Annotated in this window: 27 protein-coding genes; 13 read left to right on the forward strand and 14 right to left on the reverse strand. The window is 55.9% G+C overall.

Going from position 1 to position 23,828, the window contains the following annotated elements; translation table 11 throughout:
* Positions 1-8: 8 nt before the first annotated feature.
* Entirely contained in the window at positions 9-1,787 is a 1,779-nt protein-coding gene (locus HNEAP_RS03755; RefSeq protein ID WP_012823627.1) for an N-acetylglutaminylglutamine amidotransferase, read from the reverse strand.
* Between the two features lie 156 nt (positions 1,788-1,943).
* On the opposite strand from HNEAP_RS03755, the gene mnmC reads away from it, so the two are divergent.
* The gene (mnmC, locus tag HNEAP_RS03760) at positions 1,944-3,833 is read left to right on the forward strand and encodes a bifunctional tRNA (5-methylaminomethyl-2-thiouridine)(34)-methyltransferase MnmC2/FAD-dependent 5-carboxymethylaminomethyl-2-thiouridine(34) oxidoreductase MnmC1 (protein ID WP_166635975.1); all 1,890 of its coding nucleotides are present in this window, start codon (positions 1,944-1,946) and stop codon (positions 3,831-3,833) included.
* Positions 3,834-3,835: 2 nt separating this feature from the next.
* Here mnmC and HNEAP_RS03765 read toward each other — a convergent pair whose 3' ends face one another.
* The 13 genes from HNEAP_RS03765 to HNEAP_RS03820 all read right to left on the reverse strand — a co-directional run bounded on the left by HNEAP_RS03765 (position 3,836) and on the right by HNEAP_RS03820 (position 13,131).
* Positions 3,836-4,105, reverse strand: a complete 270-nt coding sequence (locus tag HNEAP_RS03765; RefSeq protein ID WP_012823629.1) for an HPr family phosphocarrier protein — start codon at positions 4,103-4,105, stop codon at positions 3,836-3,838.
* Positions 4,105-4,497, reverse strand: a complete 393-nt coding sequence (locus HNEAP_RS03770) for a PTS sugar transporter subunit IIA (RefSeq protein ID WP_012823630.1) — start codon at positions 4,495-4,497, stop codon at positions 4,105-4,107. Before HNEAP_RS03770 ends, HNEAP_RS03765 begins: the two co-directional genes overlap by 1 nt.
* A 430-nt stretch (positions 4,498-4,927) precedes the next feature.
* Positions 4,928-5,839, reverse strand: coding sequence for an RNase adapter RapZ (gene rapZ, locus HNEAP_RS03775; RefSeq protein WP_243726300.1), 912 nt, complete (start codon positions 5,837-5,839; stop codon positions 4,928-4,930).
* A gap of 51 nt (positions 5,840-5,890) precedes the next feature.
* Positions 5,891-6,739, reverse strand: coding sequence for an HPr kinase (locus tag HNEAP_RS12190; RefSeq protein WP_012823632.1), 849 nt, complete (start codon positions 6,737-6,739; stop codon positions 5,891-5,893).
* Positions 6,740-6,775: 36 nt separating this feature from the next.
* Positions 6,776-7,255 (reverse strand): PTS sugar transporter subunit IIA, encoded by a 480-nt coding sequence (locus HNEAP_RS03785; protein WP_012823633.1) that lies wholly within the window; start codon positions 7,253-7,255, stop codon positions 6,776-6,778.
* A gap of 194 nt (positions 7,256-7,449) precedes the next feature.
* Positions 7,450-7,584 carry a hypothetical protein gene (locus tag HNEAP_RS13045; protein ID WP_272866931.1) on the reverse strand — a complete coding sequence of 45 codons (135 nt, stop codon included), beginning with the start codon at positions 7,582-7,584 and terminating at the stop codon, positions 7,450-7,452.
* Between the two features lie 66 nt (positions 7,585-7,650).
* Entirely contained in the window at positions 7,651-7,941 is a 291-nt protein-coding gene (hpf, locus tag HNEAP_RS03790; RefSeq protein WP_012823635.1) for a ribosome hibernation-promoting factor, HPF/YfiA family, read from the reverse strand.
* An 18-nt stretch (positions 7,942-7,959) separates the two neighbouring features.
* Positions 7,960-9,468, reverse strand: coding sequence for an RNA polymerase factor sigma-54 (locus HNEAP_RS03795; protein ID WP_012823636.1), 1,509 nt, complete (start codon positions 9,466-9,468; stop codon positions 7,960-7,962).
* Between the two features lie 162 nt (positions 9,469-9,630).
* The gene (gene lptB / locus HNEAP_RS03800; protein WP_012823637.1) at positions 9,631-10,374 is read right to left on the reverse strand and encodes an LPS export ABC transporter ATP-binding protein; all 744 of its coding nucleotides are present in this window, start codon (positions 10,372-10,374) and stop codon (positions 9,631-9,633) included.
* On the reverse strand, positions 10,371-10,955 hold the full coding sequence (gene lptA, locus HNEAP_RS03805; RefSeq protein WP_012823638.1) for a lipopolysaccharide transport periplasmic protein LptA: 585 nt from the start codon (positions 10,953-10,955) through the stop codon (positions 10,371-10,373). Before lptA ends, lptB begins: the two co-directional genes overlap by 4 nt.
* A complete protein-coding gene (gene lptC / locus HNEAP_RS03810) occupies positions 10,955-11,584 on the reverse strand; it encodes an LPS export ABC transporter periplasmic protein LptC (protein ID WP_012823639.1) in 630 nt (209 codons plus the stop codon). The genes lptA and lptC overlap by 1 nt, the downstream gene beginning before the upstream one ends.
* Positions 11,585-11,594: 10 nt before the next feature.
* Positions 11,595-12,122, reverse strand: a complete 528-nt coding sequence (locus HNEAP_RS03815; RefSeq protein WP_012823640.1) for a KdsC family phosphatase — start codon at positions 12,120-12,122, stop codon at positions 11,595-11,597.
* A 37-nt stretch (positions 12,123-12,159) separates the two neighbouring features.
* Positions 12,160-13,131 (reverse strand): KpsF/GutQ family sugar-phosphate isomerase, encoded by a 972-nt coding sequence (locus HNEAP_RS03820; protein ID WP_012823641.1) that lies wholly within the window; start codon positions 13,129-13,131, stop codon positions 12,160-12,162.
* 323 nt (positions 13,132-13,454) lie between these two features.
* On the opposite strand from HNEAP_RS03820, the gene HNEAP_RS03825 reads away from it, so the two are divergent.
* The 12 genes from HNEAP_RS03825 to hisC all read left to right on the forward strand — a co-directional run bounded on the left by HNEAP_RS03825 (position 13,455) and on the right by hisC (position 23,815).
* A complete protein-coding gene (locus HNEAP_RS03825; protein ID WP_012823642.1) occupies positions 13,455-14,318 on the forward strand; it encodes a formylglycine-generating enzyme family protein in 864 nt (287 codons plus the stop codon).
* Complete coding sequence (locus tag HNEAP_RS03830) at positions 14,315-14,854, forward strand: hypothetical protein (RefSeq protein WP_012823643.1); 540 nt, start codon at positions 14,315-14,317, stop codon at positions 14,852-14,854. Before HNEAP_RS03825 ends, HNEAP_RS03830 begins: the two co-directional genes overlap by 4 nt.
* Entirely contained in the window at positions 14,854-15,723 is an 870-nt protein-coding gene (locus tag HNEAP_RS03835; RefSeq protein WP_012823644.1) for an ABC transporter ATP-binding protein, read from the forward strand. The genes HNEAP_RS03830 and HNEAP_RS03835 overlap by 1 nt, the downstream gene beginning before the upstream one ends.
* Complete coding sequence (mlaE, locus tag HNEAP_RS03840; protein ID WP_012823645.1) at positions 15,720-16,520, forward strand: lipid asymmetry maintenance ABC transporter permease subunit MlaE; 801 nt, start codon at positions 15,720-15,722, stop codon at positions 16,518-16,520. The genes HNEAP_RS03835 and mlaE overlap by 4 nt, the downstream gene beginning before the upstream one ends.
* Positions 16,521-16,985 (forward strand): outer membrane lipid asymmetry maintenance protein MlaD, encoded by a 465-nt coding sequence (gene mlaD / locus HNEAP_RS03845; RefSeq protein WP_336433114.1) that lies wholly within the window; start codon positions 16,521-16,523, stop codon positions 16,983-16,985.
* Positions 16,982-18,343, forward strand: a complete 1,362-nt coding sequence (locus HNEAP_RS03850) for a TolC family protein (RefSeq protein ID WP_012823647.1) — start codon at positions 16,982-16,984, stop codon at positions 18,341-18,343. The genes mlaD and HNEAP_RS03850 overlap by 4 nt, the downstream gene beginning before the upstream one ends.
* On the forward strand, positions 18,340-18,981 hold the full coding sequence (locus HNEAP_RS03855) for an MlaC/ttg2D family ABC transporter substrate-binding protein (RefSeq protein WP_012823648.1): 642 nt from the start codon (positions 18,340-18,342) through the stop codon (positions 18,979-18,981). The genes HNEAP_RS03850 and HNEAP_RS03855 overlap by 4 nt, the downstream gene beginning before the upstream one ends.
* Complete coding sequence (locus HNEAP_RS03860; protein WP_012823649.1) at positions 18,974-19,327, forward strand: STAS domain-containing protein; 354 nt, start codon at positions 18,974-18,976, stop codon at positions 19,325-19,327. Before HNEAP_RS03855 ends, HNEAP_RS03860 begins: the two co-directional genes overlap by 8 nt.
* A 64-nt stretch (positions 19,328-19,391) precedes the next feature.
* On the forward strand, positions 19,392-20,651 hold the full coding sequence (gene murA, locus HNEAP_RS03865) for a UDP-N-acetylglucosamine 1-carboxyvinyltransferase (protein ID WP_012823650.1): 1,260 nt from the start codon (positions 19,392-19,394) through the stop codon (positions 20,649-20,651).
* A 31-nt stretch (positions 20,652-20,682) separates the two neighbouring features.
* Positions 20,683-21,333, forward strand: coding sequence for an ATP phosphoribosyltransferase (gene hisG / locus HNEAP_RS03870; RefSeq protein ID WP_012823651.1), 651 nt, complete (start codon positions 20,683-20,685; stop codon positions 21,331-21,333).
* Positions 21,330-22,631: a histidinol dehydrogenase gene (gene hisD, locus HNEAP_RS03875; protein ID WP_012823652.1), complete on the forward strand. Its 1,302-nt coding sequence runs from the start codon at positions 21,330-21,332 to the stop codon at positions 22,629-22,631. The genes hisG and hisD overlap by 4 nt, the downstream gene beginning before the upstream one ends.
* A 74-nt stretch (positions 22,632-22,705) precedes the next feature.
* On the forward strand, positions 22,706-23,815 hold the full coding sequence (hisC, locus tag HNEAP_RS03880; protein ID WP_012823653.1) for a histidinol-phosphate transaminase: 1,110 nt from the start codon (positions 22,706-22,708) through the stop codon (positions 23,813-23,815).
* The last annotated feature ends 13 nt before the right edge of the window (positions 23,816-23,828 follow it).

Genomic DNA, 23,828 nt, shown 5'->3' on the forward strand with positions numbered 1-23,828 from the left:
CTTCGGCGTTAAATCCCGTTCTGCTGCAACCACAGTTCAAACACTGCCAGATGCCAGAGTTTTGCACCTTGTAAACGGGTGAAATGCCGGTCGGGCTCGGCCAGTAATCGGTTCACGTAAGTGGGCTCAAATAGCCCCCGGGCCTGTGCCGTGGGCGAGCTTAAAATCTCGCGCATGAACTCAAGAAACGGGCCGCGAACAAATTTGAGGGCAGGCACCGGAAAATAGCCCTTGGGTCGGTCGATGACCGCATCCGGGATACGGCCACGCGCGATGCGTTTGAGCATGCCTTTCCCATCCAGATCAAGCTTGTATGCTGCCGGCATCTGCATGGCGAGTTCAACCAGTTCGTGGTCGAGAAACGGCACGCGGGCCTCCAGCCCCCAGGCCATCGTCATGTTATCCACGCGTTTGACCGGGTCATCGACAATCAGTGTGCTGACATCGAGTCCGAGGACGCGATTGATGTAGTTGCTCCCGCGAATGCGCGACAGTTCATCGCGGATTCGGCGGCTGGTATGGTCTTCGCCACGGAAGGGCGCGGTGATCATCGACATGAGTTCGTTGTGATCGCGATCAAAATAGTAGGGCGCGAATCGGGATAAATCGTCACCGACGGCGGCATTCATCTGCGGATACCAGAAATAGCCGCCGAACACTTCATCGGCGCCTTGGCCGCTCAAGACGACTTTTACTTCGCGGGAAACTTGTTCCGACAGCAGATAAAACGCCACTGCATCCTGCGCGAACATCGGCTCGCTCATCTGCGCAACCGCTTCGGGCAGACGTTCCAGTACCTGACTGTTGGGAATGTGAAAACGGTGGTGTTTGGTTTGGTAGCGTTCGGCGACTGGGTCTGAGAACTCAAATTCGCTGCCTTTTTCTTCCGGCTGATCCTCAAAACCGATGGTGAACGTTTGCGGCGCGATGCCCGCTTCGTGCGCCAAGGCCACGATCAGGGATGAATCCAAGCCGCCGGAGAGCAGCACACCCACCGGGACATCGCTGATGTCCAGTCGTCGCTTCACGGCCTTGAGCAAGCCCGCGTGAATCTGTTCCTGCCATTGCTGCGCGTCCAGATCGTGGCGCTCGGTCGCGTCGATTTGCCAGTACCGCGTCAGCGTTTTTTTGCCCGCCGCATCGATCAGCAGGCTATGGCCGGGGGCCAGTTTGCGCACACCCTTGAATATCGTATGTGGCGCGGGTACCGACCCGTGCAGGGTGAATTGATGGTGCAGCGCGATCGGGTCGAATTCGGTATTAACCGAACCGCCCGCGAGCAGGGCGGGCAGGCTGGAAGCAAAGCGCAGCGGGGCCATGGGGTTGGCCGGGTCTTCGGTGTAATACAGCGGTTTGATGCCCAGGCGGTCGCGCGCCAGAAACAGGGCGCCGGTCTTCAGATTCCAGATGGCGAAGGCGAACATGCCGGTCAGATGGCCGACGCAATCGGTGCCCCATTGGGCAAATGCCTTGAGAATGACCTCCGTATCGCCAGTGGAGGTAAAGCGATGCCCCAATGCACGCAGTTCCTGACGCAACTCGGGATGGTTGTAGATGGTGCCGTTAAACGCCAAAGCCAGCCCGTTTTCCCGGTCGATCATGGGTTGCGCGCCGTGAAAGCTCAAATCCAGAATCGATAAGCGGCGATGTCCCAGCGCCAGCGGGCCATCGGAAAAACTACCCTCGTGGTCGGGGCCACGTCGCTCCAGTCGATCCATCATGCGCCGCACAGCTCCAAGATCGGGGCGCGAGCCGGGCGCGGCCAGCCAGCCACAGATTCCGCACATGCGTTTATCCTTCGGTTAATCTAACCAGAGTCATTTAAGATGGGGCGAATTTTAGCAGCCCGGTCAGGTTCTGTTCTGTTGTTTGGCCCAATATCTGGCTTTTTTGATCTTGCTATCGGGCGTTCGAATGCACAACCCGCTGTTTGGTTTGATTTTATGACGATTTCTCCCTGCGCGATTTCATGGGCCGACGTGCAATGGCGCAGCGATGGCAGTCCGTACTCGCCCGATTATGGCGATATCTATTACTCGGCGGCGGGTGGTCTGGCGGAGAAGAAGGCCGTGTTTCTGGAAGGATGCGCCTTGCCCGCGCGATTTGCAGCCGGAACGCCCGCGCATGTACTTGAACTGGGTTTCGGTACGGGTTTGAGTTTTCTGACGACTTGGGCTTCCTTTCTGCAACACGCACCGGAACCCAATCCGACCCATGGGTTAAAGCCAGATTTGTTGTTCTATTCGATCGAAAAGCATCCGTGGTCACGTGGCGATTTCCTCAAGTTGGCCACGCGATGGCCCGAATTGGCGCCGCTCGTGGTCGAGCTGGCAGAACAATGGCCTGATCCCGTGACGGGATTTCACCGCCGATTCCTTTCCGGTGGTCGGGTTGTGCTGACACTGGTGTTCGGTGATGTCGAGTGGGCGTTAAGGCAACTCGATGCGCCGTTTCATGCCTTTTATCTGGATGGATTCAGCCCGCGCCTGAACGACGCCATGTGGTCGCCGCACATATTCCGTGCCTTGGCTCGACTGGCCGCGGATGAGGCCAGAGTTGCCACCTATTCATCGGCCAATGCCGTGGCCCAAGGGCTCACCGCCGCAGGCTTTCTTGTTGAAAAAGTGCCCGGATTCGGCCTCAAAAAGCACCGTCTGGTGGCCGTACGGCGGCACATGATGCGCAGTCGCAAACCTCGTCAGGAAAAACCGCCGACATCGGTTGTGGTGATCGGCGCGGGGATTGCGGGCTTGACCACGGCGTATGCCCTAGCCCGAAGGCAGGTTGACGTAACCGTAATCGATGCCGCGGCCACGCTCGGCGATGGTGCTTCAGGCAACCCGGCGGGTGTGCTGTCGCCCTTGTTGAGCCGGGATTGCCATGCGGCCACTTTGCTGACCCAAATGGGTTTGGGATTCGCGCGGGAACAGATCAAACAGTTGCAGCAGGCGGAATTCAGCGTGCCCGCCGCCTTTGATGGCGTTGTGCAGCTTGCCCGTGACACCATTCATGCCCAGCGGCAACAGCAAATCGCCGACGAGCAAAGCTACGCGCCGGAATTTGCGCAATGGCTCGATTCGTCGGTCTTGTCCGGTAAGGTGGGGATAGAGGTCACGGAACCGGGATGGCTTTTCCCTTCCGCCGGATGGGTGTCGCCACGCGACTGGCTAGCGGCCTTGCAGGCACACCCTGGGATTTCCCTTCGTAAGAACACGGACGTTGCCGATCTGCGCTTCGAGGATGGCCTCTGGTGTGGTTATTCGGTTTCGGGCGAGGAGTTGTTTTCGTCGTCTTGTGTCGTGTTGGCGAATGCGGGGGCCGTTGCGACTCTTTTGCCGGAATTCGAATCCGTGCTTACGGCCTGTCGGGGGCAGGTAGATTGGATTGACAGAAGCGATCACCTTGGGCTTGAGCTTGCTCAAATGCCGCTAATGCGCGAGGGTTACATGCTGGATTTGCCGGATGGTCGGCGGCTTTTCGGCGCCAGCTTCAAGCCGGGTGATCAGGACTTGTCGTGGCGTTTTGATGAGCGAATGGAAAATCAGGAGCGACTGGCTGCACTGTCCGCGGATCTGGTTACGCCAACAATTCAAGATGATGCAGAACATCAGGGGCGCGTTTCGCTTCGTGCAACAAGCCGGGATCGCTTGCCGATTGTCGGCGAGATGCCCGGTCAATCCGGATTGATGGTCAATACCGGTCACGGATCAAGGGGCTTGACCTGGTGCCCTCTGCTGGCGGAAGTGTTGGCGGCTTCGTGTTGCGGTGAGCCAAATCCCGTGCCGCGATCTTTACAACTGGCTTTGCGACCAGAAAGGTTGATTCAGGAATAGCTTTATTCAGGTTCACCGAAACGTTGGGCGATCAGTTGATTCAGTGCCGCCATGGCGGCCTGTTCGTCGTCACCATCGGTGCTGATCGTGATGGTCGTGCCGCGGGCGGCGGCCAGCATCATCAGCCCCATGATGGACTTGCCATTGACGGTTCTGCCCAGATGTTCCACCTGAATTGTGCATTCAAACTGTGAGGCGAGCGTGGAGAATTTGGCCGCTGCGCGTGCATGCAGACCGAGTTTGTTGATGATTTCTATCGATTCGGTATGCATCAGACTGCATCGCCTTCAATAATCCCCTCGCGTCCGCCGGAGGCGACACGCTCGGTCATGTCGGCCAGATTTAGTTGGGGATAGTTCATCGCGCGAACGACCATCGGCAGATTGACGCCGGATATGACATGAACGCGATTTTTTTCCTTGAGGCGATGGGCAATGTTGGACGGTGTGGAACCATACATATCGGTCAGTACCAATACACCATCGCCTTGATCAAGATCAGCCAACCTTTTGCGCGCTCGGCTCAGTAATTCGATGGGGTCATCATCCTGCAAAACACTCAGGTTGCCTGCCGGGATGGGTGCTACTTCCATCATGTCCGTCGCTGTCTCCAGCAGTTGCGCGCCGATATGGTTATGGCAGATCAATAAAATTCCAACGGTCATTTTCGCTCCGATTCAATTGGATGCTGAAAAATCCATCCATAGATTTTCCAGCTCGGCTTGTTGCGGTGCACATCCGCAACAATTTTCGCGAATCAACGATTTACATCGTTGTTCGCGTTGGGGCATCCTGCCCCAAACGGTGAATGCTGACATTCAGCGTTCACCTAGGGGAACCTCTGATTGAATCCCTCGTGAGCCGAGTTGCTGATCCAAAAGCCGCAAAACGAGGCAAAGGCCGAAGGTCGTAGTTTACGCTACGATGCCAAGGCCGATAACGAAGTGTTGCGGCTTTTGGGCGGCAACCCGCATGGGACGGGCTTTTGAGGGCGATTCGCTGTGTTGCGCCGCTTACGAATGGAATAACCATTCGTTTCGCGACGCGCCTTGCGACTCATCCCTCAAAAGCTCGTCTCGGCCACGAAGGATTCAATCAGAGGTTCCCTAAATCACGATGGCGGATAATGAGGTGATCAAAGCGCGGGCGCAAGTCGTCGAACAATTGTTCAACCAGATAGACTGAACGATGTTTGCCGCCTGTGCAGCCGATCGAGCAGGTAACGTAGCTGCGATCGGTGCGCACCAGTTCGCTGAGCGTATTGCTTAAAAAGTCTCTGAGGTATCCGCGGGTTTTGTGGGTGATTGGGTGCTGTTCGAGGTAATCGATCACCACGCGGTCATTGCCGTTAAAGGGTCGTAGTACGGGTACCCAGTGTGGATTTGGCAGGTATCGGATATCAAATAGAAAATCGCTGTCTAGCGGGATGCCGTGCTTGAACCCGAACGATTGCAGCATAATGCTCGGACCGGACGAATCACGCCCGATCACACGTCGGGAAATATCTTCCCGGATTTGGTGGATGGTCGTGTGACTGGTATCGATGATCAGATCGGCCTGTGCACGCATGGGGAGCAGCAGTTCCGTTTCCTGATTAATGGCTTCGACCAGGTTTTCAATGCGGTTGGAGAGCGGATGGCGTCGTCGGGTTTCGCTGAAACGGGCGACAATACGGGCTTCGCTGGCCTCAAGAAACAGGCTTTGAATTGCCAGTTGCGGATAATCTGTTTTCAGTTTCTCGATTCGTTTCGGTAGATCGCGCAAGGCCGGTTCTGGAGAGCGCGCATCAATGCTGATGGCAATGCCCTGGGCTTGAATATCCCCTTGTTGATAAATTTGCAGCAGGTTGTCTAGCAGTTCAGGCGGCAAGTTATCGATGCAGTAAAAGCCCGCATCTTCGAGCGCAGCCAGAGCGACAGATTTACCTGACCCCGATTGGCCGGTCACGATGAACACCATGGCCGATTGATTCGGCTTTCGTAGTTTGTTCGTTACCAAGGCGCTCAAGCCGAGATCTCGCGGGTCGTTTTAATTGTGAAGTTCATGGTGCTCCGGGGGCTACGCTATGGGGATTCGGCCCGGACTGGTTGAATCGTTGCCGGTACGTTCCAGATTATGCTGCCGCACAACCGTTTCGACAAATACGGCGATGTTTCTACCGGGTGCAACCGGCAATCGAAAGAGCGGAATCATTTCTTGGCAGATCATGATTTGGCCTCGCTCACCGCGCAGACGGTCGTCGGCATGGATGTTTTTATGATCGGCAGCATAGAGTTCGATCAGCAGACGCAGATTTTTGTGGGGTTTGAGTGCGTTGTCGCCAAAGAGTGAGCGGACGTTGATGATGCCAAGGCCGCGAACTTCCAGCAGGTCTTTAATGTTATCCGGACAATGACCCTCGATGCCCTGATGCCCACGGATGAAGTAAGGGGCATCGTCAGCAATCAGCCGATGTCCACGCGATAACAGCTCGAGTGCCAGCTCGCTTTTGCCGATTCCCGACGCACCCGTGATCAGTACGCCGGAGCCAGCCACTTCCATGAAAACGCCGTGCTGCCATTGCCGATTTTGCTGACTCCGTTCGGCAAAGAGCCAAGCTGTCACGGCTGCGGCATTTTCAATGGTATGCAGAAAAGTCGAGTTGGACGTGGTTTGTTGTCGAACCCACTCAGTCGCTTCCTCAGCCGTACAGTCCGTCAGAATGTACGTGAGTGGTTGATTCGTTAAGGGTTCCTTTCGAGCCGTGATGGCGGCGCGAAGTGATTTATCCAGCAGGCCGATGGGCTGCGGCTCCAACGGGTTGAAGCGAGCAAACCGGAATTCGGGATTGAACAATCGCTCGTACACCGGATGGTTGCGTACTCCGGTCGCTTCGAATTCAAGCGGGAGAATTTGAGGTTGGGGCATCGGGATGGACATCCGGCGCGTCTTCGTGAGGGTCGATTATTCGTCAGGCGTGGTGAGCGGGCTGAGCCATTCGATCAGAAGGCCTCGGATCCGTTCGGGGCTTTGCGCCTGCATCATGGCTTCAAGGTCGCCTTCATTGGACAAATGCTCAGCAAGAACGCCGAGAATCGCGAGATGATTTTCGGGACATTCGGCAGGTACGATCAGCCCGATGATCAAACGAACGGGTTGGTTATCCATCGCACCGAAATCAATGCCTTCGGTCAGACGGATGACGGCGCCGCGAGGACGCAGAGTAGACGCGTCCCTGCCATGTGGAATGGCGATGCCCTTGCCGATGGCCGTGCAGCCCAGCCGTTCGCGTTCAATCAGGATTTCGTAAATTCGTGTGGACTCCTGTCCGCCGAGTTGGTCATCCGCCAACAATCCGGCAAGAACTTCCAGTACTCGTTTGCGACTTTGATAGACCTCGTCAATCAAAATGCGCTGTAATGGAAACATATCAGCGATAATCATGAATCACCTGTGATCGGAGCTTTTCTCAATAAGCGAGCATTCAAGCCTATGAGTTGGTTTGTGTAAAACAAGCGGCAGAGGATACGCCTAAAACAAAGCACTGGCATCCTTAATTTCCGGTATTTCATACGTTTAATCTGAATCAGGGCATCGAAAACGCGATGAGTGTGCGTTAACTCTTAGTTCAAGGCGTTTTATCGGGCCACATCTTCACCCATGCTGTTTATGGCCCGATCATGGTTCTGGTCGATGAGAATCTGACCAACGCCAAGCCCAACTTCGGTCAGCGCGAATTTATCTTCCAGCAAGAAAAATGGGCCAGCAATCACATCTACTTGTAGTAAATGGATTGCCGCCCAGTAGGTTTACCTGCCACGGCAGGCCCATTAGCAATGTTAACGGTGATCGGTCATTTTTTCTTTGTGTTTCATGATCTGGCGATCGAGTTTGTCGATCAGTGTGTCAATTGATGCGTACATGTCTTCGGATTCAGCTTCTGCGTGCACATCATTTCCGCTCATATGCAGAGTGGCTTCCGCTTTTTGTACTTTCTTTTCAACGGTAAGGATGACGTGAACATTGATCACCTTGTCGAAATGGCGCTTGAGCTTATCGAATTTGGTTTGGCAATAATCGCGCAGCGCGTCAGTGATATCGACGTGATGGCCGGTGATTTCAATTTGCATCATTTACTCCTTTCGCCTTCAGATCAGGCGCTTACGGTCGGTGGACGAGGCAATGCCCATTGCCTCGCGGTACTTGGCTATCGTCCGTCTTGCGACATCGATGCCTTGTTCGATGAGCATGTCGGCAATTTTGGCATCCGACAAGGGTTTGCGAGGATTTTCCTCGCTCACCAGTTTTTTGATCATGGCGCGAATGGCTGTAGCCGAGCATTCGCCACCATCGCTGGTGCCCACGTGGCTCGAAAAGAAATATTTGAATTCGAAGGTACCACGCGGGGTCAGCATGTATTTTTGAGTGGTCACCCGGCTGACCGTGGATTCGTGCAGGGAGAGCTCTTCTGCAATCTCCCGCAGAACCAGCGGCTTCATACCGGTTTCGCCTTGTTCGAAAAAGGCGGTTTGTCGCGCGACGATGGCCCTCGCGACGTTGAGTAGTGTTTCGTTGCGACTGCGCAGGCTCTTGATGAACCAGCGCGCTTCCTGCAGATGGCTGCGAATGTAGCTGGCATCTTCACCGCGGGAACTGCGGTTGATCATCCGTGCATAGGTCTGGTTGACGCGCAACTTGGGGGCGATTTCCGGATTGAGATCCACGTGCCAGACATTGTTGCGCAGCGTTACCATCACATCGGGAATGAGGTAGTCGGCTGCTTCTGCACCCACATCCGCACCTGGCCGCGGGTTCAGGCCCTGTAAAAGGAGCAGAGCGCCTTCCAGTGCGGCCTGGTCGATGCCGAGTGTTCGTTGTACCTTGGTGTACTCGCGTTGCGCGATGGCCTCGATCAGGTCCCGTTCGCAAATTTGAAGAGCGATATCCAGATAAGGCGTGTCGACGGGTTTTTGACGTAGTTGCAGACTCAGCGATTCGTTCAGGTCGCGAGCACCCACGCCGACCGGATCGAGTGATTGCACCAGATGGAGGATGGTGCCGATCTCTTCGAGGTCGATGTCCGGCCAGTCTTCACTGAGCATGGCTTGGATGTCTTCAAGTGAATCGGCCAGGTAACCGGTCGGGTCGATCGCTTCGATGATGGCGGTGGCGACGGCAGTATCGCGGGGTGTCAGGTGCGTCAGGTGAATCTGGCTCAAGAGATGATCGCGCAGGGATTCCACACCGTTTGACGTGGTGGCATACGGGTCGTAGTCGTCAAAGTTTTGTTCGGATGCACTAAATGAGGTGCTGCCATCGGCCTCGTAATAGTCTTCCCACTGGGTATCCAGCGTGAAAGGGTCGTCCGGTGTCAGTTCGTTGTTCGGTGCCAGCAGCGCCTCGCCTGCGACCGCATTGGGATCTTCCTGAAAATCAGCTTCGGGGGTTGAACCCGCTTCACCGGTTTCATTGAAGGCCTCGCCACTTTCACCAAACTCGTCGGTTTCGGCGATTTCCAACAAAGGATTGGTATCAACGGCTTGCTGGATTTCCAGTGACAGTTCGAGCGTCGAGAGTTGCAGCAAGCGGATGGACTGCTGCAACTGAGGTGTCATTGCCAGGCTTTGCCCGAGGCGAAGTTCCAGTCCCGGTTTCATCGGTGACCCCCGATCAATCCGGGCGCACGCAACCGCCGCACCGGTACAAAAGAACGGGCGGATAAAACGGGTTGCAAGCAGTCAGAAATAGTCATGAACATGTCATGCAGTTTAACTGAAATCGTCCCAGCGCCACCAGTCTGCGTGTGGCTTTTGCACCGTTCATAGTGTGAAGTGTTCGCCTAGGTACACGGCGCGTACCTGTGGATTGTCCAGAATGTCCTGTGGGCTGCCTTCGGCGAGGATTTTACCGTCGGATACGATGTATGCCCGTTCACATACGCCCAATGTTTCCCGCACATTGTGATCGGTGATCAGAACGGCGATGCCACGCGCTTTCAGGTGATGGATGATGCGCTGAATGTCGATGACCGAGATCGGGTCGACACCGGCGAACGGTTCATCAAGCAAGATCACGCGTGGGTTGGCGGCCAGGGCACGTGCAATTTCAACTCGTCGTCGCTCACCGCCTGAAAGTGACTGGCCGGAACTACGTCGGATCGCACGGATATGCAGTTCCTGCAGCAGCCCTTCCAGTTCGTCGCGTTGTTGTGCCCGGGTCAGGTCACGCCGTAACTCCAGTACGCCCAGAATATTCTGCTCTACGGTGAGTTTACGGAAAACAGATGCCTCCTGCGGCAGATAGCCAAGTCCCATTTGTGCGCGCTGGTTGACGGGCATTAAGGTGATGTCTCGGCCGTTCAGCCAGATTTGCCCCTGATCGGCCGCCACGAGTCCGACAATCATATAGAAGCTGGTGGTTTTGCCCGCACCGTTCGGCCCCAGTAGTCCGACGATTTCACCCGCATTGACTTCAAGCGACACGCCCTGAACCACGGCACGAGCGCCATAGTGCTTGACAAGCGACTCGGCAACCAGAATCGGCTTGGTGGTGCGCGTGCTCATGGTTTGGCAGATGGTGTTGTAGCCGCAGGTTTGCCGTCTTGTGGTTGATCTGCATTTTTACTGCGTGGTTGAATCACAACATGGACACGCTCTCCGCCGGTCTTCCCGCCCGCTTTGACGACTTCGGCATTCATGTCGTAGGTGATCTGTTGTGAACTGAGCGTGTCGCCCTGACGGTCGAGCTTGGCATTGCCGGTCAGGATGATTTTTTGTTGTTGGGCAAGGTAATTGGCATCGTTCGCGCTGCCCTTGACCAGCTGGCCCTTGTCATCCAGTTCCTGGAATGTGGCCGGTTTGCCCTCAAGTACAGCGCGGACGAGTTCGCCTTTTTCTACGTACAAGGTCGCCTTGTCGCCAGTGGCGTGCAGACTGCCCTGATTGATGACCACATTGCCGGTGTAAATGCTGGTGCCTTGCTTGTAGTCGGTAACCTTTTCATTCGCGGTTACATCGATCGGCTGGTTGCGGTCGGCTTTGGCGGCAAAAACAGTCGGTGTCATGAGTCCGGCGATGATTCCAAGAATGAGCAAGGCGGAAGTCCATCCAGTCGAACAAATGTTAGCGGTGTTAGATTGGTGCATCAGGGCTGTGCTCCTTGGCTTGTGTCTGACTTAACTTTGGCGGAAACGGGGCGATTGAAGTGATCGTGAACCTTGGATTGTTGGAAAACCTGGTTGTTGTAGTTCAGATTGAATGCAGATGAGTTGCTGGTCCAGCGCGGCTGGCCATCGGTATTCATTTCGGCAAGGCGCGTCGGGTCCGTGCTGGCGGCTTTTTGTTCCTGTGGCTGGATCGTCATGGTTTGAGTGCTGAAAACCAACGCTCCCTGATTCCCACTGGCGGCACGATGTCCTTCAACGCCGCCGGTCAGTTCCACCGAAGTCAAGCGCTCGTCAGCCGATCCTGTCGGGGCGGATAGCCGCCACGGCGGTGCATTATTTTCTTTGCTCTCAAGCAGGCACTCGACCTGGTTGAAGCGGTAGCCCTTGTCGTCGGTCAGGTGATTGAGTTGGCTGCCGCTGACCGTCCAATCGAGCGCGCCCTTCCGGTTGAATTGCCGCGCGGTAAAGTCGCTGAATCGTTGGTCGAATGCGGCGGGTGTTGTAGCCACTTCCTGCTTTGGCGCAATATAGTTTTTCCACACTAGGATTCCCAGCAGGGCGAACAGCGCTGCGGCGATAAAGAATTGTCCGACTTGCTGAAACGACATAATGATAGCGTTACTGGTAATCGGCCAACACGGTCGGCCAGGCATCCCGTGCGTCGATCAACAGATCAATGAGTTCACGTACGGCGCCTTGCCCACCGCCGAGATGGGTGACCCAGTCAACCCTGGATTGGATCAGGCGCGGTGCGTCCGCCACGGTCACACTGACACCGGCGCGGTTGAGCATGGGCAGGTCGATCACGTCATCGCCCATCACGGCGCACTCTTCAGGGCGAATGCCCAGTGTTGCCGCTAATGTTTCGATTGCCGCTCCCTTGTCGCGAACACCGATCAGGCAATGAGTAATGCCCAGATTATCTGCGCGGTGCCTTAGGGCTGGCGAAGCACGCCCGGAAATGATCGCGACTTCGATGCCGATTTTCTGCGCCATCTTGATGCCATGACCGTCTCGGGAATGGAATACCTTGTGTTCCTCGCCGTGCTCGGTGAAGTGCAGTCGACCATCGGTCAGCACGCCATCGACATCCAGAATCAGAGCGCGGACTGCCCGCAGGCGGCTCAGTAAATCAGGTTTTTTCATCGTGTTCTGCCCAGTGTTTCGCTGTTGGTTTAATGGCCTATGCCACGCCCGCGCGAAGAAGATCATGCATATTGAGTGCGCCGATCACGTGGGATTGATTATCGGTCACAATCAGGCCGTTGATCTTGTCCCGCTCCATGATGGCAAGCGCTTCGGCCGCCAGTTTATCCGCTGTGCAGGTGCGCGGGTTGCGAATCATCACGCGTTCGATCGGTTGGTTCAGATCGTACTCTTCCTGATCGAGAATCCGGCGCAGATCACCATCGGTAAACAGACCCAGCAGTTTTTGCTGTTCGTCCACGATGGTCGTCATGCCAAGCCCACCGGATGAAATCACGATCAGCGCCTGCTTGATGGTCTGGTTGTGCATGACCCTCGGTATCCGGTCTCCGGTATGCATGACATCCTGAACCCGAAGCAGGAGCCTGCGACCCAGCGTACCGCCGGGATGTGAGAGCGCAAAATCTTCCGGCTGGAAGGCGCGCGCGTCGAGCAGGGCGACAGCCAGGGCATCCCCCATGACCAGTGCCGCCGTGGTGCTGGCGGTTGGTGCGAGATTGAGCGGGCAGGCTTCGCGTTCAACGGATACATCCAAATGTGCTTCTGCCGCCTTGGCGAGCGTGGATTGTGGCCGACCGGTCAGTGCCACCAAGGGCGTACCCAAGCGTTTGATTACGGGCAGGATGGCCAGCATTTCTGCGGTTTCGCCCGAGTTGGACAAGGCGAGCACGACATCGCGCCGCGTGATCATGCCCAAATCGCCGTGGCTGGCTTCACCGGGGTGAACGAAGAAGGCCGGTGTGCCCGTGCTGGCGAGCGTCGCCGCGATTTTTCCGCCGATGTGACCCGACTTGCCCATGCCGATGACAATCACTCGACCATCGCACTTGAGCATCAACTCGCAGGCGGTGATGAATTGGTGATCGAGTCGAGCGCTCAAGGCTTGGCAGGCTTGCGCTTCAATGTCGATGACCTGTTTTGCCATCGCAAGAAGATTATTAGGATTCATAGATATTCGTTATGATGTCGCCTTCAAAGGACTCGGGAGTATATCAGGGACGTTGATGTGCTGCCCCGGTCCCTCGCTTGCTTGATGATCTATATTTAATTTAACTAGGCTGTTCGTATATTGGTGGTCAGGTTAATAATTTGCCTGCTAACCTTATAGCGATCTGAGTTTCGTAAGGGCGGTGGCGCAGCAAGCGACGGATCAATGCCGGGTAAAATAAGAACAGCGTTCATGATCCAACTCATTCATGGTTTACGCCCTGTTCTTTGCCCAACTTTCTTGCTGTTCCTTGCCATGTCTGAATTTTACGGGGGTATTTTGCGGTGAATTCTGCGGTGTTGAGTTCTGAGATACTGACCTCTTCAGTTGGTGCTTCTGCCCAGCAGGTTCAGGCTGCCGAGGCGCTCAACCGGGATGTTTTCTTTCACGATACCCTGGCCGATGGCTCGCCAGCGCCCGAGCTCGCGATTATTCCGGCGGGCGAATTCATGATGGGCGCCAAGGAATCCGAGTATCAAGCGCAAAAATCTGAACAGCCACGGCATGAAGTCAGTTTTCCTCGTCATTTTGCGTTGACCCGAGGCACGATACGCCGCCGCGAATACAATCAGTTTCTATTGGCGAGCGATCACCGGCGGCCACGTCCTTATTCCTGGAATGATCTGGACTTCCCCGTGTACAACGTGTCCATAAAGGATGCTGCGGCCTATGCCGCTTGGCTATCAGAGCAGACGCGGCAACATTATCGCCTGCCTACCGAAGCGGAGTGGGAATACGCAGCGCGGGCGGGCACCACGACCATGTTCAGCTTCGGCGATAAAATTCGTCGAGAAGAGGTGAACTGTTCCGGCGGTTTGCATTGCACCCGTGGGCTGTTTATTTGTGGCATCGGGCGTCCGGTGCAAGTCGGCACCTTGCCGCCCAACGCTTGGGGCCTGTTTGAAATGCACGGCAATATGCAGGAATTCACGCTGGATCATTGGCGTGACAGCTATCGCTCCACCCCTCGCGTCGGCGACATGCCCTTTCGCAGCCCGGATGCCCGCCATCGCCATTTTCATGTGGTGCGTGGCGGTTCTTGGTTCGATGGTCCGGGGGCTTGCCGAAGCGCGTCACGGACCCTGCGCCATGAAAACGAGATCGACTTGAATCTCGGCTTTCGTCTCCTGCGTGAGATTTATTCATGACGATAACGCGTTCAATTGAAGTGGTGCCAAATACAAAGATCAGCACGGATATTCACTTGGGCATCCGCCATCGGCGGGCGGCCTCCCTGATCCAGGAATTTTACCCGGATGGGATGCCGGAAGACTGGCGTCACAGTTATCTTGCCATGATGACGCAGGTAATCTGGGTCGAGGATGGTGATGATGATCTCGCCGAGATGCTTGCGGCCATCGTCGATGCGCCAAAACCGGTGCTGACCGTCTGGGTGGCTGAAGACTCGGCACAAGCCAATCTCTGGCAGGCGGCTCATCCTGAACAGCAACTCATTATTATGACGCCCAGCACACCGGTATGGACTCCTCAGGCAGAGGGGGGCGGCGGTGCACGCGTGGCACTTATGCCGGGTAGTGATCAGCCCGCGCAGATCAGGGCTTGGCTCGAGCAATTCGTACAGCAGGCACCCGCCGGGCCTTGTGCGCTGTTTGTCGACGGTGAGTCGCCCTCGGTGCCGACCCTTGACCGCTTGCAAACCTTGATCGAGCTGATGGGGTTGTGATGACCAGCGATTCCTACATCACCTTTGAAAACGTGCGTTTTTCCCGTGGTCGAAAATGTATTTTTGATGGCGTAAACATCGCTATTCCGCGGGGAAAGATCACCGCGATCATGGGGCCATCGGGAACCGGGAAAACCACCTTGCTGCGACTGATTGGTGGCCAGATCAAACCCGATTCGGGCACTGTGCGGGTTGATGGGCTGGACGTGGCGCGCGCATCGTCCAAGTCCCTGTTGGCGATGCGTCGGCGTTTGGGGATGTTGTTTCAGAACGGCGCCCTGTTTACCGATCTTACCGCCGCAGAGAATGTGGCTTTCCCGCTGCGGGAGCATAGCCGTCTTCCCGAGCCGATGATCCAGCGCATGGTGACGTTGAAATTGCAGGCGGTCGGGTTGTTGGAGGCTGCCGGGCAAATGCCGGCGGCTCTGTCCGGCGGGATGGCGCGTCGTGTGGCGCTGGCGCGTGCACTGGCGCTCGATCCCGAATTGATGTTGTACGACGAGCCCTTTACGGGGCAGGACCCGATTAACGTGGGCGTGCTTCTGCGACTGATCGCCTCGCTGAATCAGGCCTTGGGCTTGACCAGCGTACTCGTATCCCATGATGTGACTGAAGCCCTATCGATTGCTGACCACGTTGTGGTCATCAATCAGGCGCGGATCGTGGCCTCCGGCTCGCCGGACGCGTTGCGTGCCGAAATGCCGGGCAATCCGTTTTTACGGCAGTTCCTCGAAGGGGCCCCAGACGACGATCAGTCCGAGCTCGGCCAGCGCTCGGCCAGAACCTTCGCCGAGGCATTGGGCTTGCTGCCTCGTCCGGATAAATCGGACGCTGCGGCGGCAGCGAGTCGGCACAGGAACGTAGGATGAACGGATACCGAAACGCATTTTTCAACGGCTTGGCACTGCTCGGGCAGGGCGCGCTGGCCGCGGTGGCGCATGCCGGGCAAATGATCCTGTTCACCGGGCAATTACTGTGGCGTTTGTTGCCGGCTTGGACGCGTCCACGATTGATCGTTCAGGAGTTGTACGCGATTGGTGTGCTTTCGTTGGTCATTATTCTGATTTCCGGTGGATTTGTCGGTCTGGTGCTGGGTTTGCAGGGCTACAATATTCTCTCCAAGTTCAATGCGACCGAATCGCTGGGCGTGATGGTTGCCTTATCGCTGGTTCGGGAGCTCGGTCCGGTCGTGACGGCTTTGCTGTTTGCCGGTCGTGCCGGATCAGCCGTGACTGCGGAGATCGCCTTGATGAAAACCACCGAGCAGCTTTCTGCCATGGAAATGATGGCGGTCGATCCACTGCGTCGGGTCGTGGCCCCACGGTTTTGGGGTGCGGTGTTCTCCATGCCTTTGCTTGCCGGGTTGTTCTCTCTGGTGGGTATTGCCGGTGGCTATTTCATCGGTGTGGTCGTGCTGGGTGTCGACCCTGCCTCGTACTGGGGGCAAATCCAGCAGCAGATGCAACCCGTGGACGATGTGCTCAATGGCGTGATCAAGAGCTTGGTTTTTGGTGCCGTGGTTGGTTTGATTGCCGTTTTTGAAGGTTTTAATGCAGAACCGACGTCGCTGGGGATCTCCCGCGCGACCACGCGAACCGTGGTGCTGAGCTCGCTCTGTGTGCTGGGACTGGATTTTATTTTGACCGCCTGGATGTTTGGGGCCTGAATGATGAATGCACAACGTGGAATTGAAATGGTGGTTGGCGCCTTCGTGCTGGCCGGGATTGCGGCTTTGCTCGTGTTGACACTCAAATGGAGTGATTTCGGTACCAGCTCGGTTTCGGGTTATACCTTGACGGCTGAATTCGACAATATCGGCGGTTTGACCGACCGCTCGCCGATCAAGATGGCGGGTGTCACAATCGGGCGGGTCTCTAATATACAGATCGATCCAAACACCTTCGAGGCCGTGGTGACAATGGTCATCAGTTCGCAATACGATAATCTGCCTAAAGACTCGTTCGCAAGCATCTATACTGCTGGGCTGTTGGGTGCCCAGTACATCGAAATCTCGCCCGGTGGCGATACGAAAGTGCTGAAAAACGGCGATAAAATCACGATGACACAATCAGCCGTCATTCTGGAAAAAGTTATCTCTAAATTTTTATTCAACAAGGCAGCAGCGCAATGAGAAAAACGCACCTGATATTTTTGGCATTGGCCGCGTTCAGCGGCATGGCACAGGCGCAGACCGTCAACCTCGAGCAGGCCACCCAAATGGCCCTGAATGCCGATCCACGCATTGAAGAGCAGCGCGCGAACGTGGCTGCTGCCCAGGCTTTGATTCAAAAGGTGGAAGGCGAGGGCGGAATTCGCGCCAGCGTCAATTTGTACGCCGCTCTGGCACCCAGAGCCAGCAATGGTTTGTTCACGAATGGTACCAACAGCTGCCCGGCGGGCGGATGTACGCTGCGCGACGATGGCAATACCATCAATGATGGCATCACGGTGACTTCGGGTATTACCGCTTCGATCATCAAGCCGTTGTACACCTTCGGCAAGTTGTCGAATTACATGACGGCGGCAAAATACAACAAAGATCTCAAATCCGATGAGGTCGCGCTGGCCAAGGGACAGACCTGGCTTACGGTTCGACGCGCCTATTATGGTTACCTGACTGCCCGTGACACCCGGAGATTGCTGATTGGCGTGCGTCATCAGCTCGCCGATGCCGAGGCGCCACTCAAGAAAAAAGCGGATTCAGGTAACGGTTCGATGCGGGACGTCTACGCATTGGAAAACGGCCTGGGCTTGCTAGATAAATACATCGCGGAGGCTACCGGCGTCGAGCAGATTGCGTTGGCTGGACTCAAAACCATTATCGGCGTGCCGATCGATGATCCGCTGACCGTAGCCGATACCCACATCACACCGGTCTCGATGCCTGATGGCAGCTTGAAGCAGTTTTCCAACGAAGCGCTGGCTAATCGCCCAGAAATGCATATGGCCGAATCCGGTCTGGCTGCCTTGCGGTCCTATGTTCAGGCGCGCAAGGCAGAGCGCTATCCGAACCTTTACGCTGGTGTTATGGCGCAAGCTCAATACACGCCAGGTCGTGATCGGCTGGATAACCCCTATATTTACGATCCGCTCAACTCGGCGTTTGCCACGCCGGTTATCGGCATCAAATGGGATTTCAATCCCGGTGTGCTCAATGCCAATGTGAGTAGCGCTGAGGCCGAGTTGCGCGGTGCCGTTGCAAAAGCGCAACTGGCTCAGGTCGGGATTCCCTATCAGGTGACGGAAGCCTATCGCAATGTGTCGTCGTTACATGCTCAGATTGAAGCGCTCGAGAAAGCGCGTGTTGCCTCCAAACGTTGGATGATCAGCAGTTTCCTCGATTTTCAGGCTGGTTTGGTTGATGGGGGCATATTGGGTATGGCCGTGGCCGGGAATACATCCACACAGGTCGATTACTTCAAAGCCGTCAATGATTTCAATATGCAAGTGGCCCAGCTTCGGGTTGCTACAGGAGATTATCCCCAATGAATACGATGAACTGGCGTCGTCGCCTTTTTTTGAATGCGATCCTGCTTGGTGGTCTGGGACTTTCCGGTTTAGTTCCGGTCTCTGCCTTTGCGGGCAACCTGACCAACGAAGCGGCCATGAACCTTGTGCAGAGCACGGCTGATCAGGTCATCCATGAAATTGCAAAAAATCAGGCGGAGGTTGAGAAGGACCCGAGCGTGTTACTTGATATCGTGGACAAAACCTTGCTGCCCGAAGTTGATTCGGAACGCATGAGTCGACTGGTTCTGGGACGCTACTGGCGTACGGCTTCTGCCAGCCAGAAGGCCGCATTTACCGAGCAATTCAAGCGTCTGCTTGTTCGCACCTATGCCGGCCCCTTGTCCAAACTGGGAAACCAGACGATTAAAGTAACAGGAACCAAACCGGGCGCAGACAAAGATGAAATTGAAGTTTTGTCCGTTGTTTCCGGTGGCGATATGGGTCCGGTGCCGGTCGACTATCGTTTGGCTGCCGTCGATGGGAACTGGAAAGCCTACGATGTGGTGATCGATGGTATCAGCCTGATTAACAATTATCGCAGCAGCTTCGCTCAGGTTGTGCAGCAAAAGGGCCTTGATAGTCTGATTTCCACGCTGAAAACGCAGAACAATGGCTGATTCGAGTGCCTCAGAATCGTCCGCGGTTCAGGCAGAAGCCTTGCGCTTCGTGCGTGAGGCCGGGCGGGTCCGTGTACAGGGTGATCTGCTTCGTTCCTCCATTGAATCGCTGAGTGATCTCAGTTTGCCCATGCCAGACGGGCAAACACCCGGTACGCGGCTTGAAATTGCCCTGGGTTCCGTGGGGCGTATCGATACCGCAGGGGTTGCGTTTTTGCTGGGGTGGCAGGCCGAGGCCGCAGCGCAATCGGTCACAGTGCGATACACTCACCCGCCCAAGGCCATGCGAGCCATGATGCGGGTATATGATCTGGACGATTGGATGGTCGTCGAAGGGGTTTCATAGAACGTCTACGCCCGCCTTGGTGCTCAATCGTTCTTAAGCCCGATAATGGTATAAAGTTAATTAAATGAATAAGTTAATCATTCGGGGCGGCGCTCCCTTGCGTGGGGATGTTCGGATTTCCGGAGCCAAAAATGCTGTTTTGCCCATCATGGCCGCCGGCCTGTTGTGTGAAACACCCTGCACCATCGAGAACGTGCCGCACCTGCAGGACGTGACCACGATGATGGAGTTGCTCGGCGGCATGGGCGTGACGCTCACCATCTCGGATAAAATGAGTGTCGAAATCGACACCTCCACCATCGAAAAACTGGTGGCGCCGTACGATCTGGTCTGCACGATGCGTGCCTCGATTCTGGTGCTCGGCCCCATGCTGGCCCGTTTTGGGCAAGCCAAGGTATCTTTGCCCGGCGGTTGCGCCATCGGGTCGCGACCGGTTGATATTCACCTTCATGGGTTGATGGCACTCGGGGCACAAATCAAAGTCGAGAATGGCTACATCGATGCCAAGGCAGAGCGTCTGGTCGGCACACGGATCGTCATGGATCAAGTGACGGTCACGGGCACCGAAAACTTGATGATGGCTGCCGTGTTTGCTGAAGGTGAAACCGTGCTGGAAAATGCCGCGCGTGAACCCGAGGTGATCGATCTGGCGAACTTCCTCATTAAAATGGGGGCTGATATCACCGGCGTTGGTACGGATGTCATCACGATTCGTGGGGTTAAGTCATTGCAGGGCGTGCGTTATCGCGTTCTGCCCGATCGTATTGAAACCGGAACATATTTGGTTGCTGCAGCCATGACGGGCGGTAAGGTGCGGGTTCGCGATACCGATCCGCGTTTGCTCGACGCGGTATTGAGCAAATTGACCGAAGCGGGTGCGCATATCACAACAGGTGACGATTGGATCGAGCTCGACATGACGGGCCGTCGTCTTCACTCAGTCAATGTGCGCACGGCACCGCATCCCGGGTTCCCCACGGACATGCAGGCGCAGTTCTTGGCCTTGAATTGTATTGCCGAGGGTACGGCTACAGTGATTGAAACGATATTCGAAAACCGTTTCATGCATGTGCAAGAGTTGCTGCGCATCGGGGCGGATATTCACGTTGAGGGAAATACGGCCGTTGTTCGTGGCTTGCCGGTTCTGACAGGCGCGCAGATGATGGCGACCGATTTGCGTGCTTCTGCCAGTCTGATTCTGGCCGGTCTGGTTGCCGAGGGCGAGACCACGATCAACCGGATTTATCATATCGACCGAGGCTATGAATCGATCGAAGAAAAGCTTTCTAAACTGGGCGCGAATATTCAGCGCATCAACCAATAACCCATTGGAATAAACGAGTGACCAGAGTCGTATGAGTCAGCAAAACATTATCATCGCGCTTTCCAAGGGCCGTATTTTCAAGGATACCCTGCCCCTGTTGGCGCACGTAGGTATTACGCCGAAGGATGACCCGGAAACCACACGCAAACTCATTCTGGATACCAACCATGCGCATATCAAGCTGTTGATTCTGCGTGCATCCGATGTGCCTACCTACGTTCAGTACGGTGCGGCGGATCTGGGCGTGGCCGGTAAGGATGTGCTCATGGAGCACGGTGGCGAGGGGTTGTTTGAATTGCTTGACCTCAATATTGCCCGTTGCAAGTTGATGGTGGCAGGCAAGCCCGGCTCCACCGACCAGCCAGGTCGGCTGCGTGTGGCGACCAAGTACACGCATTCGGCGGAATGCTACTTCGCCGAACAAGGGCGGCAGATCGAGTTGATCAAGCTCTACGGGTCGATGGAACTCGCCCCGCTGGTGGATTTGTCCGATTGCATCGTCGATGTGGTCGATACCGGAAATACCTTGCGTGCAAATGGTCTTGAGCCCTTGCTGCACATTGCCGACATTTCATCCCGGCTGATTGTCAATCGGGCGGCCCAGAAATTGAAGCATCGTGAAATAGCCGATCTGGTCCGTCAACTCGATGAATACCTCGCAGCGGAGGCGGCTACGGCATGATGAAGCGATTAGATGCGTTAGCCCCTGATTTTTCTGCCAACCTACAGAAATTGCTCGATTGGTCGAGTGTTGCCGATGCCTCCGTACAGACCACGGTTGATGAAATCATCCATGCGATTCGTGATGAAGGCGACACCGCTCTGTTGCGTTACACCGCCAAGTTCGATCGGCTCGACCTGTCTTCGGCAGACGCTTTGGCCTTTACCCGTGAAGAAATCGATGCATCGGTCGCTCGCACATCGCCCGAACTGTTGGCAGCCTTGACTCAGGCGGCGGCGCGTATTCGTGCCTATGCCGAACATCAAAAGATGACTTCATGGCAGTTCACCGAAGCAGACGGAACGGTCCTCGGGCAGCAAGTCAGTCCCCTGGATCGAGCGGGCCTGTACGTGCCCGGCGGCAAGGCGGCGTATCCCTCATCGGTCTTGATGAATGCGATTCCGGCCAAGGTTGCCGGTGTCCGCGAACTGATCATGGTGGTGCCGACTCCGGACGGGATCATCAACGACACGGTGCTTGCGGCTGCACATGTCGCCGGTGTCGACCGTATTTTCCGCATCGGTGGGGCACAGGCCGTCGCTGCGCTGGCCTACGGCACCGCAACCGTACCTGCCGTCGACAAGATTGTCGGCCCAGGTAATATCTATGTCGCAGCCGCGAAGCGCGCTGTGTTTGGCAAGGTGGGCATCGACATGATCGCCGGACCATCGGAAATTCTGATTCTCTGTGATGGCAAGACCGATCCGGACTGGATCGCGATGGACTTGTTCTCGCAGGCGGAGCACGACGAGCAGGCCCAATCCATCCTGATTTCTCCCGATGCTCAATTTCTCGACAAGGTGACCGCCTCGATTGAAAAATTGCTGGCAGATCAACCTCGCGCAGCCATCATCCGGACCGCGTTGACCAACCGAGGTGCGTTGATTCACGTGCCGGACATGGACGCGGCCATTGAGTTGGCGAACCGTATTGCACCGGAGCACCTTGAGCTTTCGTTTGAAGGCGCCGAGCAACGCCTACCGGAGATCCGCCACGCCGGTGCGATTTTCGTCGGTAAATATACCGCCGAGGCCTTGGGCGATTACTGTGCTGGCCCGAATCACGTGCTGCCGACTTCCGGCACCGCACGATTCTCTTCGCCATTGGGGGTGTACGACTTCCAGAAGCGTTCGAGTATTATCCAGTGCTCGGCAGAGGGCAGTGCGGTACTCGGTGCGTTGGCCGAAGTTCTGGCCGAATCCGAAGGGCTGTACGCCCACGGTGCCTCGGCTCGTTACCGTGTCAAGGATCACCGTTAAGGCACAACGTTGATGAATCCAACGAAATTGAAGTTTGGTGTAGGGCCGGGCAGCGTGGGGAAGAGGAGTCGGATATGAGTTCACCGTTCTGGTCGCGACTGGTTGGCGGGTTGACCCCCTATGTTCCTGGTGAACAGCCCAAAGGTGCTGGACCGGATGGCCGGCGCCTGATCAAGCTCAACACCAACGAAAATCCATATGGCCCGTCGCCCAAGGTCATTACGGCGATTGAATCTGTTTTGAACGAGAGTTTGCGCCTTTATCCCGATCCGACGGCGCACGACCTGCGCGAAACGATCGCCGAATACTACCGTTTAACACCCGATCATGTGTTCGTCGGCAACGGTTCGGATGAGGTTCTGGCCTTTGTTTTTCAGGCCCTGCTCGCGCACGAAAAGCCCATCCTCTTTCCCGACATCAGTTACAGCTTCTATCCGGTTTACTGCGCGCTGTACGGTATTGATTATCGATTGATTCCGCTTGATGAGGATCTGGCTATTCGGGTGGAAGATTATGCCCAGGCTGAGCAACCATCGATTGGTGGCATTATCTTTCCCAACCCGAACGCACCGACTGGGCGCTTACTTTCTTTGGTGGAAATTGAACGGATTGTTGCGGGGCAACCGGATGTGGTCGTGGTGATCGACGAGGCATATATTGATTTTGGTGGCGAGTCGGCGGTTGCCCTGATCGATCGCTTTCCCAATGTTCTGGTGACGCAATCACTGTCCAAATCCCGTTCTTTGGCGGGTTTGCGCGTCGGATTGGCGCTGGGTCAGCCTGCTTTGATCGAGGCACTGGTGCGCGTCAAAGACAGTTTCAACTCCTATCCACTGGACCGTCTGGCCTTGGCGGGTGCGAAGGCAGCCTTCGAGGATGGAGCCTACTTTGCACAAACCTGCACACGCATTATCGATGCGAGGGAAGCACTGACCAAGGCGCTTGTATCGCGCGGTTTCACTGTGCTGCCATCCGGTGCCAATTTCGTTTTTGCACGCCATCCCAAGCAAGGTGGTGAGCAACTTTATCTTGGATTGCGCCAGCAGGGTGTGATGGTTCGTCACTTCAACAAGCCCCGAATTGCCGAATTTCTGCGGATCACGGTTGGAACGCCCGAAGAAAACCAGTGTCTTCTCGCCGCACTTGATGTGGTGATGGGCATTGCGATGAGCGCGACTAATTGAGTTTTCGGTTTGT

This window comes from Halothiobacillus neapolitanus c2, assembly GCF_000024765.1.
In the GTDB taxonomy this organism is placed as follows: domain Bacteria; phylum Pseudomonadota; class Gammaproteobacteria; order Halothiobacillales; family Halothiobacillaceae; genus Halothiobacillus; species Halothiobacillus neapolitanus.

Excerpts from the sequence above, each read along its gene's own strand:
- HNEAP_RS03755 (WP_012823627.1), bottom strand. The coding sequence starts at position 1,787 with ATGTGCGGAATCTGTGGCTGGCTGGCCGCGCCCGGCTCGCGCCCCGAT.
- mnmC (WP_166635975.1), top strand. The coding sequence starts at position 1,944 with ATGACGATTTCTCCCTGCGCGATTTCATGGGCCGACGTGCAATGGCGC.
- HNEAP_RS03765 (WP_012823629.1), bottom strand. The coding sequence starts at position 4,105 with ATGCATACCGAATCGATAGAAATCATCAACAAACTCGGTCTGCATGCA.
- HNEAP_RS03770 (WP_012823630.1), bottom strand. The coding sequence starts at position 4,497 with ATGACCGTTGGAATTTTATTGATCTGCCATAACCATATCGGCGCGCAA.
- HNEAP_RS12190 (WP_012823632.1), bottom strand. The coding sequence starts at position 6,739 with ATGCCCCAACCTCAAATTCTCCCGCTTGAATTCGAAGCGACCGGAGTA.
- HNEAP_RS03785 (WP_012823633.1), bottom strand. The coding sequence starts at position 7,255 with ATGATTATCGCTGATATGTTTCCATTACAGCGCATTTTGATTGACGAG.
- hpf (WP_012823635.1), bottom strand. The coding sequence starts at position 7,941 with ATGCAAATTGAAATCACCGGCCATCACGTCGATATCACTGACGCGCTG.
- HNEAP_RS03795 (WP_012823636.1), bottom strand. The coding sequence starts at position 9,468 with ATGAAACCGGGACTGGAACTTCGCCTCGGGCAAAGCCTGGCAATGACA.
- lptB (WP_012823637.1), bottom strand. The coding sequence starts at position 10,374 with ATGAGCACGCGCACCACCAAGCCGATTCTGGTTGCCGAGTCGCTTGTC.
- lptA (WP_012823638.1), bottom strand. The coding sequence starts at position 10,955 with ATGCACCAATCTAACACCGCTAACATTTGTTCGACTGGATGGACTTCC.
- lptC (WP_012823639.1), bottom strand. The coding sequence starts at position 11,584 with ATGTCGTTTCAGCAAGTCGGACAATTCTTTATCGCCGCAGCGCTGTTC.
- HNEAP_RS03815 (WP_012823640.1), bottom strand. The coding sequence starts at position 12,122 with ATGAAAAAACCTGATTTACTGAGCCGCCTGCGGGCAGTCCGCGCTCTG.
- HNEAP_RS03820 (WP_012823641.1), bottom strand. The coding sequence starts at position 13,131 with ATGAATCCTAATAATCTTCTTGCGATGGCAAAACAGGTCATCGACATT.
- HNEAP_RS03830 (WP_012823643.1), top strand. The coding sequence starts at position 14,315 with ATGACGATAACGCGTTCAATTGAAGTGGTGCCAAATACAAAGATCAGC.
- HNEAP_RS03835 (WP_012823644.1), top strand. The coding sequence starts at position 14,854 with ATGACCAGCGATTCCTACATCACCTTTGAAAACGTGCGTTTTTCCCGT.
- mlaE (WP_012823645.1), top strand. The coding sequence starts at position 15,720 with ATGAACGGATACCGAAACGCATTTTTCAACGGCTTGGCACTGCTCGGG.
- mlaD (WP_336433114.1), top strand. The coding sequence starts at position 16,521 with ATGATGAATGCACAACGTGGAATTGAAATGGTGGTTGGCGCCTTCGTG.
- HNEAP_RS03850 (WP_012823647.1), top strand. The coding sequence starts at position 16,982 with ATGAGAAAAACGCACCTGATATTTTTGGCATTGGCCGCGTTCAGCGGC.
- HNEAP_RS03855 (WP_012823648.1), top strand. The coding sequence starts at position 18,340 with ATGAATACGATGAACTGGCGTCGTCGCCTTTTTTTGAATGCGATCCTG.
- HNEAP_RS03860 (WP_012823649.1), top strand. The coding sequence starts at position 18,974 with ATGGCTGATTCGAGTGCCTCAGAATCGTCCGCGGTTCAGGCAGAAGCC.
- murA (WP_012823650.1), top strand. The coding sequence starts at position 19,392 with ATGAATAAGTTAATCATTCGGGGCGGCGCTCCCTTGCGTGGGGATGTT.
- hisG (WP_012823651.1), top strand. The coding sequence starts at position 20,683 with ATGAGTCAGCAAAACATTATCATCGCGCTTTCCAAGGGCCGTATTTTC.
- hisD (WP_012823652.1), top strand. The coding sequence starts at position 21,330 with ATGATGAAGCGATTAGATGCGTTAGCCCCTGATTTTTCTGCCAACCTA.
- hisC (WP_012823653.1), top strand. The coding sequence starts at position 22,706 with ATGAGTTCACCGTTCTGGTCGCGACTGGTTGGCGGGTTGACCCCCTAT.